The sequence below is a fragment of the Cyanobium sp. BA20m-p-22 genome, from assembly GCF_024346275.1.
In the GTDB taxonomy this organism is placed as follows: domain Bacteria; phylum Cyanobacteriota; class Cyanobacteriia; order PCC-6307; family Cyanobiaceae; genus Cyanobium_A.
This window is the reverse complement of sequence record NZ_JAGQCQ010000048.1, coordinates 1-15,423: the sequence shown is the minus strand read 5'-3', so window position 1 is coordinate 15,423 and position 15,423 is coordinate 1. Positions and strand designations below refer to the sequence as shown.

Below are 15,423 nucleotides of genomic sequence, written 5' to 3'. Positions count from 1 at the left end.
GGCCAGGTTGCATCGGGCCGTCAGCGATAGGCGCAGCACCCCCAGCGGCCGGCCCAGTCGGTCGCTGGGGTGGGCGCGGGTGGCGACGGTTTCGGGGTGGGGGACGGCGCTGGCCATGGCCGCAACGCTAGAGCTCCTGCCCAGGCGTTAACCCCCAGCCTCTCTGTTCAACCTCTCCGTCCAGCATCAGGGCCCAGCATCAGCGGCGCCAATTTGGCCTATGGCACGGGCCGTGGCTGAATGATGGAGGTTCCACTCCCGTGCGCCTACTGCATCGGGGGAGTGGGTTGAGTTGTAGCACCCATGAGTTCATCACTTCAGGCCTTATTGGTCGTTGCCTTCTTAACGGCTGGAGTGCCCTTTGCGGCCAGGCCCCTGCGCGGGCGCGTGCCCACCATCATCCTTTATTTGATCAGCGGAATCGTGGTGGGCCCGGCGCTGCTGGGCTGGATCCAGCCTGATCCCGCAATGGACCTGCTGCGCAAGCTGGCGTTGGCGGCCGTGTTTGCCGTAATCGGCTACGAGTTCAACCTGCGCGATCTCACCGGGCCCATGGGTCGGTTGGCCATTTGGGGCTGGTTCACCACGGTGCTGACCGGCCTGCTACTGGCGCTGTGTTTGCCGGTGTCTGGCCTGGCCCGGGCACTGGCCCTGGTGATTCCGCTCAGTGCCAGTGCCTTGCCCAGTATGAAGTTCGTTCTTCAGGGCTCAGGTGAATGGGCACAGCCGTTGGGCACCGCTGCCCTCACCGCAGGGATCATGGGGCAGGTGGGTCCGGTATTGGCCCTAACACTCCTATTGAGTACCCAGCTGCCGCAGTTCACCCTCTTCAGGCTGGCCCTGTTAGCCGTGATTGCGGTTGTGCTTAGTGCCCTGCCGGGGGTGTTGCGTGTACGCGTCTCCGCCCAGGAATCATTTCAACTGGTACTGCTGCTGAGCGTGGGTTTGCTGAGCCTGTGTGTGGTTCTCGGGGTCGATATTCTCCTTGGTGGATTGCTAGTTGGCTTCGTGCTGAGGCGTTATTTGCCTGATCCCGACCAGGCGCCTGTGATCGGCCATTTCAATGCTGTTATCGATGGGTTTTTGGCTCCGCTCTTTTTGATTCTCGCCGGCAGCCGCATCAATATTAATGCTGTTGTTGCGGCCCCATTTTGGCCCTTGGTATGGATGCTGGCCTTCTTTCTGGTGCGCGGTCTTCCCCAGTTTCTACTTTATTGGAAGCAGCTTCCATCTGGCCGCCAGCGCTTTCGCTTCTCCCTGCTCGTCTCCCAGTCGCTGTCGATTCCGATCGCAGTGACCCAGATGGAGGTTGAAGCCGGCCTGATGACGTCTGAAGTTTCCGCTTTGCTCATCGGCGGCAGCGTACTTGCTGCATTGGTATATCCGAGCCTGGCTATGGCAATTAAGCCTTCACTGCCTTCGGCCGCCTCTTGAAGGTTTGAGGAAAAACCAACAGGCCGATATGGGCCCCTGGCACTGCATGGGCCTATTCATAGGCAGCTGCTTTGCCATACCCCTAGGGTTTGGCAAACGCAGGCAGTAGTAGCCATGGCGCCTGAGCTATCTGGACCGCCGGCACCAACCCAGCCACCGGCTCCAGAAGGCGCCGCCAGTGGGGGCGGCTGGCCCCTGATCGAGGGCTGGGCCCGCGCCACCCTTTCACCCACGGGGTTGCGTCTATGGCAGACCCTCAACCACAAAAGCGCCTGCCTGAGTTGCGCCTGGGGCACGGGCGGCCAGAACGGCGGCTTTCGCGACGAACTGGGTGAGCCCCTGCAGCGCTGCCTCAAGAGTGTGGAGGCGATCGGAGCGGAACTGCAGTCGGCGGTGCCAGCGGAGGTGTTTGCCGGCCGCAGCCTGGCCGAGCTCCAGCAGCTCAGCTCCGCCGAATGCGACCAGCTGGGCCGGCTCGATCGACCCCTGATTCGGCGAGCCGGCAGCCACCACTACGAGCCGATTGGCTGGCAGGAGGTGCACGACCTCAGCGCCGCGGCCTTCGCTAGGCCAGCTCCGGAGCGGGTTGCTTCCTACAGCTCCGGGCGCTCCTCCAATGAGGCCGCCTACCTGCTGCAACTGCTGCTGCGGGCCCTTGGCTCCAACAACCTGGCCGACTGCTCCGACCTCTGCCACGCCCCCTCCAGCATCGGGCTCAGTCGGGTGTTTGGCAGCGGCACCTCGATGGTGAATCTGGAGAGCCTGCAGCACGCTGATGGTGTGGTGTTGGTGGGCTCCAACGCGCCGGCCAACCACCCGCGGCTGATGAATGAGCTGATCCGCCTGCGCGAGCGCGGCGGCACGGTGATCGTGATCAATCCGGTGCTGGAGGCGGGGCTGCTCAAGTTCGGCTCGCCCGCCTTCCCGATCCGCTCGATGCTCGGCGGCGGCAGTGAGATCGCCTCCCTGTTCCTGCAGCCGATTCCCGGCTCCGACACCGCCGTGTTTCTGGGGCTGCAGAAGGCCCTGCTGGAGCGTGGCGCCATCGCCCTCGACTTCGTGAAGGCCCATGCCGATGGTTGGCAGGCCCTGATCGAGCAGATCGAGACCACCAGCTGGGAGGCGATCACGGGCTGCTGCGGCCTCAGCCGCGAGGAGCTGGAGCACACCGCTGCCCGGTTGGCTGCGTGCAAGGCGGTGGTGTTTGCCTGGGCGATGGGCATCACCCACCACGCCAACGGCACCGCCAACGTGCAGGCGATCGCCAACACGGCCGTGCTCACGGGCAACGTGGCCCGGCCGGGGGCGGGCACGATGCCGATCCGCGGCCACTCCAACGTGCAGGGCTTCGGCTCGATGGGGGTGACGGTGAATCTGCGCGAGCCGATGCGGCTGGCGCTTGAGCAGTTGCTCGGCCGGCCCCTCAGCCTCACCCGGGGCTACAACACCCGCGCCCTGATCGAGGCGGCCGCTGCCGGCGCCGTCGACTCCCTGCTCTGTTTGGGCGGCAACCTCTACGGCGCCAACCCCGACAGCCGCCAGGCCCAGGCCGCCCTTGGCCGCATCGACACGATCATCTACCTGGCCACCAAGCCCAACACCGGCCACTTCCACGGCCTGGCGGCGCGCCAGACCCTGCTGCTGCCGGTGTTTAACCGCTTCGAGACGCCCCACCGCACCACGGTGGAATCGGGCAACAACTGGGTGCGGCTCAACGAGCCCGGCAGCACCCATTTGGCTAGCGGCCAGCTGATCAGCGAGGTGGAGTTCCTGGCTGAGCTGGCCCACCGCCTGCACGGCACCGAGCCGATCGACTGGCGGCGGCTGCAGGATCCCGTGTACGTGCGCGAGCTGATCGCCCGCACCGTGCCCGGTTACGCCGCCATCGCCGAGATCGACGCCAGCAAGAAGGAATTCGAGGTGGCCGGCCGGGTGTTCCAGGGGCCCCGTTTCGCCACCGCCACTGGCCGGGCCCAGCTGGCGGTGACGCCGCTGCCCGAGCTCGGATTGCCGGATGCGGATCACTTCGGCGGCCTGGCCGCCGGCGAGCAGGGCCTGGTGCTGAACCTGATCACCGCCCGCAGTTACGGCCAGCACAACACGGTGGTCTACAAGCAGGGCGACAGCTACCGGGGCATGCCGCACCGTCAGACGATCCTGGTCAACCCAGAGGATCTGGCCGCCTGTGGGCTGCGGGCCCACCAGCGGGTGACCGTGCAGGGTGAGGCGGGCCAGCTGGATGGGATCGAGCTGATTCCCGGCTCGGTGCGCTGCGGCGCGGCTTTGATGTTTTATCCGGAGGCCAATGTGCTGATGCGGGCGGTGAACGATCCCGAGAGCGGTACGCCGGCCTTCAAGCGGGTGCCGGTGCTGTTGCGCGGCAGCTGAGGCCACTGCTCCCCTGCGTAGCCGTTGCCACCATGGCGGTGCCGGCCCTATCCGCACCACTGGCTGTGACCCTCTGGCTGCTGCCGCTCCTGGGCCTGGTGGCCTTTCTCTATGCAGCCGTGGGCCATGCGGGCGCCTCCGGCTACATCGCCGTGCTGGCCCTGGCCGGTCTGCCGGCGGAGCAGATCAAGCCGCTTGCCCTGATCCTGAACATCGCGGTGGCGGCCCAGGGCAGCTGGCAGTTCGTGCGAGCCGGCCACCTGCGCTGGCGGCTGTTCTGGCCGATGTTGCTGGCCGGCCTGCCGATGGCTTTTCTGGGGGCGCTGGCTCGATCTGCTCACGCTCTGGTTTCAGCAGTTGGTCGCACTGGTGCTGCTGGCCTCGGCCCTGCGCTTTCTCCGCCAGCCCGGCGATCCCGAGCGCTTGACGCAACCGCCGTTGATTCTGCTGGTGACTAGCGGTGCCGGGCTGGGGCTGCTGGTCGGCTTCACCTGTACCGGCGGCGGCGTGTTTCTCACGCCCCTGCTGTTGTGTTGCAGCTGGGCCTCCACCCGCCAGGCGGCAGCGGTGTCGTCGCTGTTCATCTTCGGCAACTCGATCAGCTGCCTTGCCGGCCTGCTGCTGGCCCGCCAGTCATCTGGGGCCCTGCTGCCCTGCCGTCCCAGCTGGGCTGGATGTTGCTGATGGTGCTGCTGGCCGGTGCGGTGGGTTCGCGGCTGGGTAGCCGCCACTTGCCGGTGGCTTGGATCCGTCGCTGTCTGGCCTTGGTGCTGCTGGCCGCCGCGAAGCTCCTGGGTTTCGCGGGCTGATGTTGGCGGTAGCGTTCAAGCATGGTCGCCTCCGCTGCCGAGCGTTTCACGCCGCCCACCATCCCCTGGCGTCAGTCCCTGGCGCTGGAGCCTGCTCCTGAGCTGGGTCCGGGGTTGGATCCCCTGAGGTCTGGGGAAGCCTTGGTGCGTCTGTGCGCCGAACCCGATGTGCAGGCGGTGATCGCGTTTGGTTCCCGGGCCAGGGGTGAGGCGCGCCCTGACTCAGATCTGGATCTGGCGGTGATCGTGGGCCAGCCCCAGCTCACGCCGGCCGAGAAGCTGGCCTGCTGGAAGCGCTTCAACCGAGCGCTGGGTCGGCAGGGAGTAGCTGTCGACCTAGTGGTGGCGGGCAGCGCTGATGCCGAGCGCCTGAGCGGCTCCCGTTGGCATGTGTTCGGCGATGTGGCTCGTGAGGGCCGGGTGCTGTATGTCGCCCGCTGAAGACGCCTTGCTGCTCCTGGCGATTGTGCGCCGCCATCTGCGCAGCCTGGGGCTGACCCTTGACCCTGCCTATCCCGACGAGGACTGGGGCTTCACCGCCCAGCAGGTGGTGGAGAAACTGCTCAAGGCCTGGATCGTGCTGGCCGATCGCCAGCCGCCCCGGGTCCATGACCTCGAAGATTTGGTTGCTCTGGCTGGTCAGCAGCTTGATCCCCTGCTGCTGGAGCTGCAGGTGTTTGCGGTGGAGGCCCGCTACGAGCAGGGACCCTTCCCGCTGCCGGCATCGCGGCAGGAGCTGCTGGCACTGGTCGAGGCGGAGCTGGAGCGTTGTGAGCGCGTGGTGGAGGCGGTGGGGGAGTCGGCCGGCTGACTTGGCTTAGGCCAACTGACTTGGCTTAGGCCAACTGACCAAGCTCAGGCCGGTTCACATTGCGGATGGCACGGGGATTAAGCGCCACCGCCTGGTAGGGCAGCGTCGCCAGCCAGCTCTGCAGGCGCCGTTCGCCCCGCTGCACCGCCAAGGCCAGGTGGACCCGGATCGGGGCACTGCTCGGATAGAGGCCCAGCAACGGTTGCAGCCGCTCACCGTCGTGGGCCAGCTGGAGCCTGGTCGGGCTCCCTGTTGCTGCGCCCGCCAGCAGGGCTTGTAGGGCGGCCAGGCTGAGATCCGGCATGTCCACTGGGCAGAGCAGTAGCTGCTCGTTTTGGTGATGCTGCATCAGCCGGTGTAGGGCCAGCAGCGGCCCCTCCCAGGGCGGCGGTTCGGCCAGGGCCGTCATCGGTGCGCCCGGGGCGAGCTCGAGGGCCAGCTCTTCCGCCAGCTCCAGGTGCGCCCCATGGCGGCTCAGCAGGGTGATCGGGGCGTCCAGCTGGGCCAGCAGTCGCAGCGTGCGCTCCAGCCAGCTGCCGCCCTCGGGGTGACTCAGCAGCGCCTTGTCGCGGCCCATGCGCCGGCTTTCGCCACCGCTGAGCAGGCAGCAGCGCAGGGGCGGGTTCACACCAGCAGCCCAAACTCCGCCAGGGCCCGCGGCAGGTTGCGGTGCTCGTGGCCGGGGTGGCTGAGCTTCACCAGGGCGAAGCGCTGCAGTTCGGTGAGCTCCGCCCAGCCGCCGCTGCGCAGCTCAAGGTTCAGCTGGGTGCAGGAGGCGGCCAGCACTTCGGGCAGCTGGTCGGCCTGCTGCCAGGGCTCAGCGTCGGGTCGGGGTAGGTCCTTGGCCTGGCCGGCGCTGAGGGCGCTGGTGCGCGCCTGCAGGTGCTGGCGCAACGCCTCGATGGCGGCGGGGTCATCGGGCCAGGCCAGCAGCTCAACGCGTTCTGTCTCGCTCAGCTCGCTCCAGTGCTGCAGCTTCAGCTTCACGCCGGCCAGATCGAGCTTGCGCCGCACGGCCATCGGAATGCAGCGCAGGTCGGCGGTGAAGTCGGCCTCGAAGTGGAAGCAGGTTCTGGCTAGAAGAGAGCCCAGGGGGAACTGCGGTAACAACTGCCACCATCATCGGGCGCCTTGGCTTGGTCGAATAGCCCCATGGCTACTCATCCCGCCATTCCGGCCGCCAGTCCAGCTGCCCTAGCCCAGTGCCCCTACTGCGGCGTGGGCTGCGGCCTGGAGCTGAAGGCCCCCGCTGAACCCGGCGGCATCTGGATCGCCCGCGGCGACCGCCACCATCCCTCGTCCCTGGGCCAGGTGTGCATCAAGGGCGCCACGGTGGGCGAAACCCTGCACCCCAACCGCCTCACCACGCCCCTGTGGCGTGCGCGCATCGACCAGCCCTTTGAGCCGATCAGCTGGCAGCGGGCTTTCACCATCCTGGTGGAGCGCATCGAGGCGACCTTGGCCACCAAGGGGCCCCAAGCGCTGGCGATCTACGGCTCCGGTCAGTTCCTCAGCGAGGACTATTACGCAGCCAACAAGCTGCTCAAGGGCGCCCTGGGCAGCAACAACTTCGACGCCAACTCGCGCCTCTGCATGAGTTCGGCGGTGGCTGGCTATGCCCGCAGCTTCGGCTCCGATGGCCCGCCCTGCTGCTACGACGACCTCGATCTGGCCGATCTGGTGCTGCTGATCGGCACCAATACGGCCGATTGCCATCCGGTGCTGTTCCAGCGGCTGCTTAAGCGCCGGCGAAAGGGGAATGGGCCGCGCCTGGTGGTGGTGGATCCGCGCGCCACCGCTACCAGCGATGCCGCCGACCTGCACCTGGCGATCGCCCCCGGCACCGACCTGGCCCTGCTCTGCGGCCTGGGTCATCTGTTGCTAGAGCTGGGCGGTGTGGATCAGGCCTGCGTGGCAGCCCACACCGAGGGTTTCGCCGAGCTGGAGACCCTCTGGCGGGCCTGGCAGCCGGCGCGGGCGGCGGCGGTGTGCGGCATCGCCGAGGCCGACCTGCGTCAGCTGGCCGACTGGTGGATCGCCAGCCAGGCGGCGCTCAGCCTTTGGTCGATGGGGGTGAACCAGAGCCGCGAGGGCACCGCCACCGTGGCCGGGATTTGCAACCTGCACCTGGTGAGTGGCCAGATCGGCCGCCCCGGCGCCGGACCCTTTTCACTTACCGGCCAGCCCAATGCCATGGGTGGCCGCGAGGTGGGTGGCCTGGCCCAGCTGTTGCCCGGTTACCGCGCCGTAGGTGATCCAGCGCACCGGGCCGAGGTGGAGCGCCACTGGGGCTTTGCTGCTGGCTCGATCTCGCCAGAGCCTGGCTTGGTGGTGTGGCAGCAGATCGAGGCGATGGAGCGCGGCGAGCTCGACCTCTGGTGGGTGGCGGCCACCAACCCGCTGGTGAGCCTGCCCAGCCTCGATCGGGTGAGGGCGGCGGTGGCGAACTGCCCGCTGGTGGTGTTGAGCGAGGCCTATGCCGGCACGGAAACCGAGGCGCTGGCTCACCTGGTGCTGCCGGCGGCCCAGTGGAGCGAAAAGGCTGGTGTAATGGTGAACTCAGAGCGCCGAGTCACCCTCTGCTCTGCCTTCCGCCAGCCCCCAGGCGAAGCCCGGGCCGACTGGGCGATCTTTGCGGAGTTGGGCCGGCGCCTCGGTTTTAAGGCGCAGTTCGGCTGGCCTGACGCCGGCGAGGTGTATGCCGAATTCGTGGCACTCACGGCTGGCCGGCTCTGCGATAGCAGCGGCCTTAGCCACGAGCTCCTGGCTGAGCACGGCCCCCAGCAGTGGCCCTTCCCCGCCGGCACCGCCCCCGGCGGCGGCAAGGCGCGCCTCTATGGCGATCTGGCCTTCCCTACCCCTTCCGGCAAGGCACTCCTCTGGGCCGATCCGCCCCTGGGCGTGGCGGAACCCCCCTGCGACTCCTATCCCCTGGTGCTCACGGTGGGGCGGCTGCTGGGCCACTGGCACACCATGACCCGCACGGCCCATGTGGCGCGGGCGCTCAAGGCCCACCCCGAACCGCTGCTGGAGGTGCATCCAAGCGATGCGGATCGCGCCGGCTTGGCTGATGGGGCTCTGGCCTTAGTGCGGTCGCGCCGCGGTGCGGTGTCGGTGAAGGTACAAATCACCGATCGCATCCGGCCCGGCACCGTGTTTTTGCCGATGCACTGGGGCGCCTCCCAAGGCGAGCTGGCTTGTGAGGCCAATCGACTGATGCATGAGCTGGGCTGCCCGATTTCGAAGCAGCCGGAGCTCAAGGCAGCGGCGGTGGCGCTGACGCCGGCCTGACCTAATCCACGTCGTGGGCGAAGCGGCGATATAGAAAATCGAGGGCGTGGTTGCGCAGCTGGCCGTAGCGGGGGTCTTCCTGGATGGCTTCGTAGCGACGGGGCCGCTCAAAGGGCACCTCGAGGATTTCGCCGATGCCGGCGGCAGGGCCGTTGGTCATCATCACGACTCGGTCGGCCAGAAATAGGGCCTCGTCGATGTCGTGGGTGATCATCAGCACGGTGGGTTTCTGCTCACGCCAGATAGCTAGCAGCTCTTCTTGGAGCTCCTCCTTGGTGATGGCATCAAGGGCCCCGAAGGGTTCATCCAGCACCAGCACCGCTGGTGACACGGCCAGGGCGCGGGCGATCGCTACCCGCTGGCGCATGCCCCCCGAAATCTGCCCAGGGCGTTTGGTGCGCGCCTCCATCAGGCCCACCATCTCCAGGTGGTGAGTCACAACCTCGTGCCGGCTGCCGGCAGCCAGTTCGGGCCGGGCCGCTTTGACGGCCATCTCTACGTTTTGCCACACCGTGAGCCAGGGCAGCAGGGAGTAGTTCTGAAACACCACCATCCGGTCGGGGCCGGGCCCTGTGATCGGCTTGCCTTGCAGCGTTACCGAACCGTGGCTGGGCTGCAGAAAGCCAGACACCATGTTGAGCAGGGTGCTCTTGCCGCAGCCGGAGTGGCCGATCACACAGAGGAATTCCCCCTGCCGCACCTGGAGATTGATGTCACGCAGGGCCTCAAATGGCCCGCGCCGAGACTGGAAAACCTGGCCCACGTCCCGAAACTCGAGGAAGGCAGGGCTAGAGGTAGCGGTGGTCATCGCGAGCTGGCGGCGAGTTGCTTGAGCCGGCGCTGCTCCTGCAGGAAGTGGATCAGCTCGGCGCGGAGGTGGTAATAGTCGGGGTGGTCCATCACCGTGAGCCGGTCCCGGGGGCGCGGCAGGGGCACCTTCAAGATGTGGCCGATGCCGGCTGCTGGTCCGTTGCTCAGGCACACGACCCGATCTGAGAGCAGCAGGGCTTCGTCAACGTCGTGGGTGACCATCACGGCGGTGAGCCCCGATTCCTGGCAGATCTGCATCAGCTGCTGCTGCAAATTGCCGCGGGTGAGGGCGTCGAGGGCGCCAAAGGGTTCATCGAGCAGCAGCAGCTTGGGCCGGATGGCCAGGGCCCGAGCAATCGCCACCCGCTGCTTCATGCCGCCAGAGAGTTCGGCTGGAAATTTGTTGGCGGCGGCGCTGAGATTCACCGTCTGGATGTTGCGCTCAACAATCTCGCGCCGCTCCTGGTTGCTTTGGGAGGGGTAGACGGTGTTTACGGCAAGGGCGATGTTTTGGCGCACCGTGAGCCAGGGCAACAGCGAATAGTTCTGAAACACCACCATGCGATCAGGGCCTGGATCGGTCACCTGACGGCCATTCATCAAGATGCCGCCCTCGCTGGCCTGGTCGAGCCCGGCCAGCAGGTTGAGCAGGGTGCTCTTGCCGCAACCCGAGTGGCCAATCAGCGACACAAATTCGCCTGCGGCGATATCGAGATTGATGCCCTGCAGAGCTACGTAGCGGCCGCCGTCATCGAGGGGAAATACCTGGGTAACGGCATCGACGCTGATCAGTCCAGCTGGAGTGGTCATGTCAGGCGGCTCCCTTGCTCACCTTGCGACCCACCCAGGCAACTAGGCGATCCAGTAGCAGGCCCACCACGCCCACATAAATGATCGCCAAGATTATTTGGCTTGAGCTGGCATCGCCGCCGGCGTTGTATGCGTCCCAGATGAAGTAGCCGATGCCGCCGTCGGCCTTCAGCATCTCTGCGGCCACGATTGCCAGCCAGGCCAGGCCCACGGCGATGCGCAGGCCGGTGAACACGTAGGGCACCGTGGCTGGAATCACGATGTTGCTGATGTAGGCCCGCTTGCTAAGGCGCAGCACCCGGGCCACGTTGGTGTAGTCCTGGGGGATCTCCTGGATACCCACAGCCGTATTGATAATGATCGGCCAGATCGCCGTGATGAAGATCACAAATACCGCCGAGGTATTGGCGTTTTGAAACACCATCAGTGAAATCGGAAACCAGGCCAGCGGCGGCACGGTGCGCAGCACCTGCACCACCGGATCAAACCCTTTGCCGGCGAAGCGGTTTAGGCCGAGCAGGCCGCCGACCGCAACTCCTACTACGGCCGCTAGGCCGTAGCCCACAGCTACCCGTTGCAACGAGATCAGGATCTGCCAGCCCAGGCCCTTGCTGGTGCCACCGTCATCGAAAAACGGCTGGCTGATGTAGGGATCCCAGGTATCGATCAGCACGTTTATCGGACCAGGCAGTCGCGCAGCGCCTAGGGCGCCCGAAAGCAACTGCCAAACCAGCAAAAAGGCACCGATGCAGAGCAGGTAGGGCAGGATTTGGGGCAGTGCTGGCAGCAGCCGGAGCCGGCGAGAGCGCCGGCCCGGGGAAGCGGTGCGGTTCACGGATGGTGGGAGTTGGAACGGGGAGTTTGCTAGGCGTTGAAGCTCACTTCATCGCTTTGATTGCTAGGGCATTTAGGTAGGCCTTGGGATTTTCCGGATCAAATACCACACCGTCGAAGAAGCTTTCCTTGCCGCGTGAATCGCTGGAGGGAATGGCCTTTTCCTGGTCAATCGCGGTGGCGGCTTCCTTCCAGAGATCAGCTCGATTCACCTTGTTTACCAAGGCATCGATATCGGTGTCCGAGGGTAGGTAGCCCCAGCGCATGTCTTCGGTAACGAACCACTTGTCATGGCTCTTGAAGGGGAAGGAGGCCTGTTCGCTCCAGAAGCGCATTCTCAGAGGGCTGTTTTTAACAACGCGGCCGTCGCCGTATTCGATGTCGCCGGCCAGACGGGGTTTGATGTCTGCCACGCTGGCTTTGAAGTATTTGTCCTTGGCTGTGATTTCACAGAGTTCATCAAGGTTTGCTGGATCTTCACACCAGATCTGGGCTTCCTGAACGGCCATCAGCAGGGCTTTAGCGGCCTTGGGGTTTTGATCAACCCAGTCGGCCCGCATTGAGAAGGCCTTCTCGGGGTGGTTTTTCCAGAGTTCGCCGGTGACGGCGGCTGTGTAACCCAGTTTCTTGTTCACCAGGCGCTGATTCCAGGGCTCACCAACGCAGAAGGTGTCCATGGTGCCGGTCTGCATGTTTGCCACCATCTGGGGGGGTGGCACCACTACCAGGTCGGCATCCTTATTGGGATCAATGCCATTGGCGGCGAGCCAATAGCGCATCCATAGGTCGTGGGTGCCGCCGGGGAAGGTAACGGCCGCTTTGAATTTCTTGCCCTTAGCGCTGGCCTGTTGCGTTGCTTTTGCCAAGCCTTCTTTGTTGTCGATGCTGAGCTTGTTAGCCAGGTAGTCCTTCGACACCGACAGCCCCTGGCCCTGCAGGTTTAGCCGCGCCAGGGTGTACATCGGCAGGGGCTGCTTGGTCTTGGTGATCGTGCCGGCAGTTAGCAGTAGCGGCATAGGCGAGAGGATGTGGGCGCCATCAATGCCGCCGCCGCTGCTACCTAGCTCCAGGTTGTCGCGGGTCGCGGCCCAGGAGGTTTGCTTCACCACCTTCACCTCGGGCATGCCGTGCTTGGCAAACAAACCCTTCTCCAGGGCAATGATCAGGGGCGCAGCGTCGGTGAGGGCGATGAAGCCCAAGGTGGCAGTCTTCAGCTCAGGTGCATCCGCACCACCGGCCTGACTTGTTGTTTGATTTTCAGATTTTTTGCTGGGGCTGCCACAGGCGGCTAGCCAGATGGCTCCAGCTGCCGAACCGGCGGCGGTGATTAGAAACTTGCGGCGCGAAAGGTTGGACATGGCTGGATTGGGATGGGCCGGAGTGGCGGCAACTGCACTCCGGACGGGCTCCACAAAGAAGCGCACCGAACCGGTCTAAAAATCGAGCCGGCGCACAAGCTGACCGACCCAATTACAAGACCACGGCTGGCTTCAACTTGAGGGTTGCAATTGCTACCGATTGCCGCTTTCGCTGGGATTGGCCAGGGTTTGCCGCAGTCGCTCGCCGCACCTCGAGGCGAGTAGAGCTCGCGCTTGCTCGAGGGCGTCAGCAAGGTTTTCGAAGCGATCAGCCAGCCAGAGGTAGGCCCCCAGATTCCAGAGCAGCGGTGCGGCCAGGGGGCCTTCGCCACCGAGGGCGGCCAGTGCTTGCTGCTGCCAGGTTTCCAAGTTTTCCCAGGCGATTTCATCGCCGTGGAGGCCGTGGTCCCGGGGGTGCACGAGCAGCCGCTCCAGCGAGCCCTGGCGGACCCGGGCGGTGATGCCAGCCCGGCTGGTGGGTAGGTCGGTCGACCCCTCCAGGCCCTTCACGGTGAGCACCTCGGTTTCACCGGCGGTGGCCAGGGCCTCCCAGGCCCGTTTTTCGGTGGGGGGATGGACGAAACCACTCACTAGTAGGTGGTCGCCGCAGTGGGGGGTCCAGAGCAGTTCCAGGCTGGCCACGGGGGGGCGCTTGCCAATTTCATCGCGCACCGGCAGCAACCTTTCCGCAGCTGGGAAGTGGTCGGGCTGGTGGGTGAGGCCCAGGTGGTGGGTGCTCAACCGTTGCTGCAGTGCGGCGAGGCTGAGCCCACGCCATTCAATGCCGAGGGCGGAAAAAAGCTCGGCCAGGGTGACGCCGTACTTAACCGGCATCGGGTCGCCGCCGTGCAGCACCACCGGGATCTCGGCGCCGGCTAGCACTAGGGCGAGCAGGGGCAGCAGGGGGGCGGTGCGGCTGCGGCCGTCGTAGGGCACGCCGAAACAAATGGCCTGGCGGCCAGGGGTCTCCAGCTTTGGGCCGTGGCTGCGGTAGCTATCGAGCATGCCGGTCAATTCGATCGGCAGCGGCCGGCGAATCCGGTGGGCGATCAGGAAGGCTCCAAGCTGCGCATCGCTTGCCTGACCCTGGAGCATCAGGTCCATGGCGTCGCGGGCCTCATCGCGGCTGAGGCCCGTGCTGGTGTGCTCACCGCTGCCCACCTTGGCAATCAGTTCGCGAAAGCGGGCCCGTTCGGGGCCGAGGGCTTCGAGGCGCTGCAGGCGTCTGAGCTCTGCCTCCGCCTCTGGAGCTGCGGATTGTAGCGGTTGCGACACAGGAAGCGACTCGCACTGCAGACAATTCCAATTGTCTCCCTGCGGGGAGCTTTTTTCCCATTTCTGTTTTCCGGCGGCGTAGCTCTCATCGGCGCTTGCTCGGATCCACCTTGCGGCTGTGTGGCGGCAGGGCGGACATGCCGAGGTTGTTCCGTGTTTCGAGATTCCGCCCCATGACTAGCTCCACCATTTCTGCGGCCAGCCAGCCGCCCCTCAGCAAAATCGAGCAGGCCAAGGCCGAGCTCTGCGGCTTGGAGTTGGCGCCCCGGCTTGCCGAAATGGGGCGTGAAGGCTGGGAAGCACTCGACGAAGCCACGCTCACGATCCGGCTCAAGTGGCTGGGGATCTTCTTCCGGCCTGTGACGCCCGGGCGCTTCATGTTGCGGCTGCGGCTGCCCAACGGCGTGATCAGCGCTGAGCAGCTGGAGCTGCTGGCTGAGGCGATCGATCGCTGTGGCGAGCACGGCAGTGCCGACATCACCACCCGCCAAAACCTGCAGCTGCGGGGCCTGCTGCTGGAGGACATGGCGCCGCTGATGGTGGCGCTGGAGACCTTGGGGCTCACCAGCCGCCAGTCGGGCCACGACAACCCCCGCAACATCACCGGCAACCCGCTGGCGGGCATTGACCCAGAGGAGATCGTCGACACCCGCCCCCTGGTGGAGGCGATTCAGGCGCGGCTGCTGGGGCCGGCCGGTCCCCGCAACCTGCCGCGCAAGTTCAATGTGGCCGTGGGGGGCGCACCAGATAGCTTTCTGCTGCACAACGACCTGGCCTTCCTGCCGGCCGAGCACAACGGTGAGCTGGGTTTCACGGTGCTGGTGGGGGGCTTCTTTTCAGCTCAGCGCAACGAGTTGGCGGTGCCCCTGGGACTGTGGCTGCGGGCGGAGCAGCTAGCCGACTTCACCCTGGCGTTGTTGCATCACTACGAGCGCGCAGGCAACCGGCAGCAGCGCAACAAAAGCCGGTTGATGTATCTGATCGACGAGCTCGGGATCGATGCCTACCGGGCTGAGCTGGTTGCAGCCTTTGCCGAACCCGTGCTCAGCCACGCTGGCTCCCACCTGGTAAACCGCGCCCCCCGCTCGGGCCTGGGCGTGCAGGCCCAAAAGCAGGAGGGGCTCCACTGGGTGGGGCTGCACGTGCCGATGGGCCGGCTGGACGCGGCTTCGATGTTGGAGCTTGCCGCTTTGGCGCGCACCTATGGCAGCGGCGAGCTGCGTCTCACCGAGGCCCAGAACGCCTTGATCGTTGATGTGCCCGGCGATCGCCTCGAGGCCCTACTGGCTGCACCCCTGCTGCAGCGCTTCCGCCCCGACCCTTCGACCCTGCAGGCCGAAGCGGTGAGCTGCACCGGCAACGCCTACTGCAGCTTCGCTTTGATCCCCACCAAGGGCGTGGCCCAGCAGGTGCTCGAAGAGCTGGAGCAGCGCATCGAATTGCCTGAGGCGGTGCGCATGCACTGGACCGGCTGCCCCAATGCCTGCGGCCAGCCCTACATGGGTCAGATCGGGCTGATGGGGGCGAAGGCCCGTAAGGATGGTCAGATGGTGGAGGCGGCCAAGATCTTTCTTGGCGGCTCCATGGGCGCCGAGCCCAAGCT

At 65.8% G+C, this 15,423-nt stretch carries 15 protein-coding genes and 1 pseudogene; 9 read left to right on the top strand and 7 right to left on the bottom strand.

From position 1 onward, the window contains the following. Positions 1 to 303: 303 nt before the first annotated feature. The 7 genes from KBZ15_RS06040 to KBZ15_RS06010 all read left to right on the top strand — a co-directional run bounded on the left by KBZ15_RS06040 (position 304) and on the right by KBZ15_RS06010 (position 5,442). Positions 304 to 1,434 carry a cation:proton antiporter gene (locus KBZ15_RS06040; RefSeq protein WP_255014189.1) on the top strand — a complete coding sequence of 377 codons (1,131 nt, stop codon included), beginning with the start codon at positions 304 to 306 and terminating at the stop codon, positions 1,432 to 1,434. Between the two features lie 114 nt (positions 1,435 to 1,548). After that, positions 1,549 to 3,822 carry an FdhF/YdeP family oxidoreductase gene (locus KBZ15_RS06035; protein WP_255014186.1) on the top strand — a complete coding sequence of 758 codons (2,274 nt, stop codon included), beginning with the start codon at positions 1,549 to 1,551 and terminating at the stop codon, positions 3,820 to 3,822. Positions 3,823 to 3,854: 32 nt separating this feature from the next. Next, positions 3,855 to 4,280, top strand: a complete 426-nt coding sequence (locus KBZ15_RS06030; RefSeq protein WP_255014185.1) for a TSUP family transporter — start codon at positions 3,855 to 3,857, stop codon at positions 4,278 to 4,280. Beyond that, positions 4,192 to 4,506, top strand: coding sequence for a sulfite exporter TauE/SafE family protein (locus tag KBZ15_RS06025; protein WP_254931610.1), 315 nt, complete (start codon positions 4,192 to 4,194; stop codon positions 4,504 to 4,506). The genes KBZ15_RS06030 and KBZ15_RS06025 overlap by 89 nt, the downstream gene beginning before the upstream one ends. After that, positions 4,506 to 4,631, top strand: coding sequence for a hypothetical protein (locus KBZ15_RS06020; protein ID WP_255014184.1), 126 nt, complete (start codon positions 4,506 to 4,508; stop codon positions 4,629 to 4,631). The genes KBZ15_RS06025 and KBZ15_RS06020 overlap by 1 nt, the downstream gene beginning before the upstream one ends. A 21-nt stretch (positions 4,632 to 4,652) precedes the next feature. Further along, positions 4,653 to 5,072 (top strand): nucleotidyltransferase family protein, encoded by a 420-nt coding sequence (locus KBZ15_RS06015; RefSeq protein WP_254931612.1) that lies wholly within the window; start codon positions 4,653 to 4,655, stop codon positions 5,070 to 5,072. Next, the gene (locus KBZ15_RS06010; RefSeq protein ID WP_254931613.1) at positions 5,059 to 5,442 is read left to right on the top strand and encodes a HEPN domain-containing protein; all 384 of its coding nucleotides are present in this window, start codon (positions 5,059 to 5,061) and stop codon (positions 5,440 to 5,442) included. The genes KBZ15_RS06015 and KBZ15_RS06010 overlap by 14 nt, the downstream gene beginning before the upstream one ends. 25 nt (positions 5,443 to 5,467) lie before the next feature. On the opposite strand, the gene KBZ15_RS06005 is transcribed toward KBZ15_RS06010, so the two are convergent. Both KBZ15_RS06005 and KBZ15_RS06000 read right to left on the bottom strand, forming a co-directional pair. After that, positions 5,468 to 6,070 (bottom strand): molybdenum cofactor guanylyltransferase, encoded by a 603-nt coding sequence (locus KBZ15_RS06005; protein WP_254931614.1) that lies wholly within the window; start codon positions 6,068 to 6,070, stop codon positions 5,468 to 5,470. Further along, entirely contained in the window at positions 6,067 to 6,552 is a 486-nt protein-coding gene (locus KBZ15_RS06000) for a nitrate reductase associated protein (RefSeq protein WP_254931615.1), read from the bottom strand. Before KBZ15_RS06000 ends, KBZ15_RS06005 begins: the two co-directional genes overlap by 4 nt. Before the next feature lie 42 nt (positions 6,553 to 6,594). Between KBZ15_RS06000 and KBZ15_RS05995 the strand changes: the two genes are divergently transcribed. Beyond that, entirely contained in the window at positions 6,595 to 8,733 is a 2,139-nt protein-coding gene (locus tag KBZ15_RS05995; RefSeq protein WP_255014183.1) for a molybdopterin oxidoreductase family protein, read from the top strand. Between the two features lies 1 nt (position 8,734). Here KBZ15_RS05995 and KBZ15_RS05990 read toward each other — a convergent pair whose 3' ends face one another. The 5 genes and pseudogenes from KBZ15_RS05990 to KBZ15_RS05970 all read right to left on the bottom strand — a co-directional run bounded on the left by KBZ15_RS05990 (position 8,735) and on the right by KBZ15_RS05970 (position 13,766). Beyond that, a complete protein-coding gene (locus KBZ15_RS05990; protein WP_254931617.1) occupies positions 8,735 to 9,541 on the bottom strand; it encodes an ABC transporter ATP-binding protein in 807 nt (268 codons plus the stop codon). A 2-nt stretch (positions 9,542 to 9,543) separates the two neighbouring features. Beyond that, positions 9,544 to 10,353, bottom strand: a pseudogene (locus KBZ15_RS05985) (nitrate ABC transporter ATP-binding protein); the annotation flags it as partial. Position 10,354: 1 nt separating this feature from the next. After that, positions 10,355 to 11,188, bottom strand: a complete 834-nt coding sequence (gene ntrB, locus KBZ15_RS05980) for a nitrate ABC transporter permease (protein WP_396123410.1) — start codon at positions 11,186 to 11,188, stop codon at positions 10,355 to 10,357. 43 nt (positions 11,189 to 11,231) lie between these two features. Beyond that, positions 11,232 to 12,545: a CmpA/NrtA family ABC transporter substrate-binding protein gene (locus KBZ15_RS05975; RefSeq protein ID WP_255014182.1), complete on the bottom strand. Its 1,314-nt coding sequence runs from the start codon at positions 12,543 to 12,545 to the stop codon at positions 11,232 to 11,234. Between the two features lie 153 nt (positions 12,546 to 12,698). Then, complete coding sequence (locus tag KBZ15_RS05970; protein WP_254961754.1) at positions 12,699 to 13,766, bottom strand: anthranilate phosphoribosyltransferase; 1,068 nt, start codon at positions 13,764 to 13,766, stop codon at positions 12,699 to 12,701. A gap of 227 nt (positions 13,767 to 13,993) precedes the next feature. On the opposite strand from KBZ15_RS05970, the gene KBZ15_RS05965 reads away from it, so the two are divergent. Next, the coding region (locus KBZ15_RS05965) for a ferredoxin--nitrite reductase (protein ID WP_255014159.1) at positions 13,994 to 15,423 on the top strand (1,430 nt) is incomplete at its 3' end.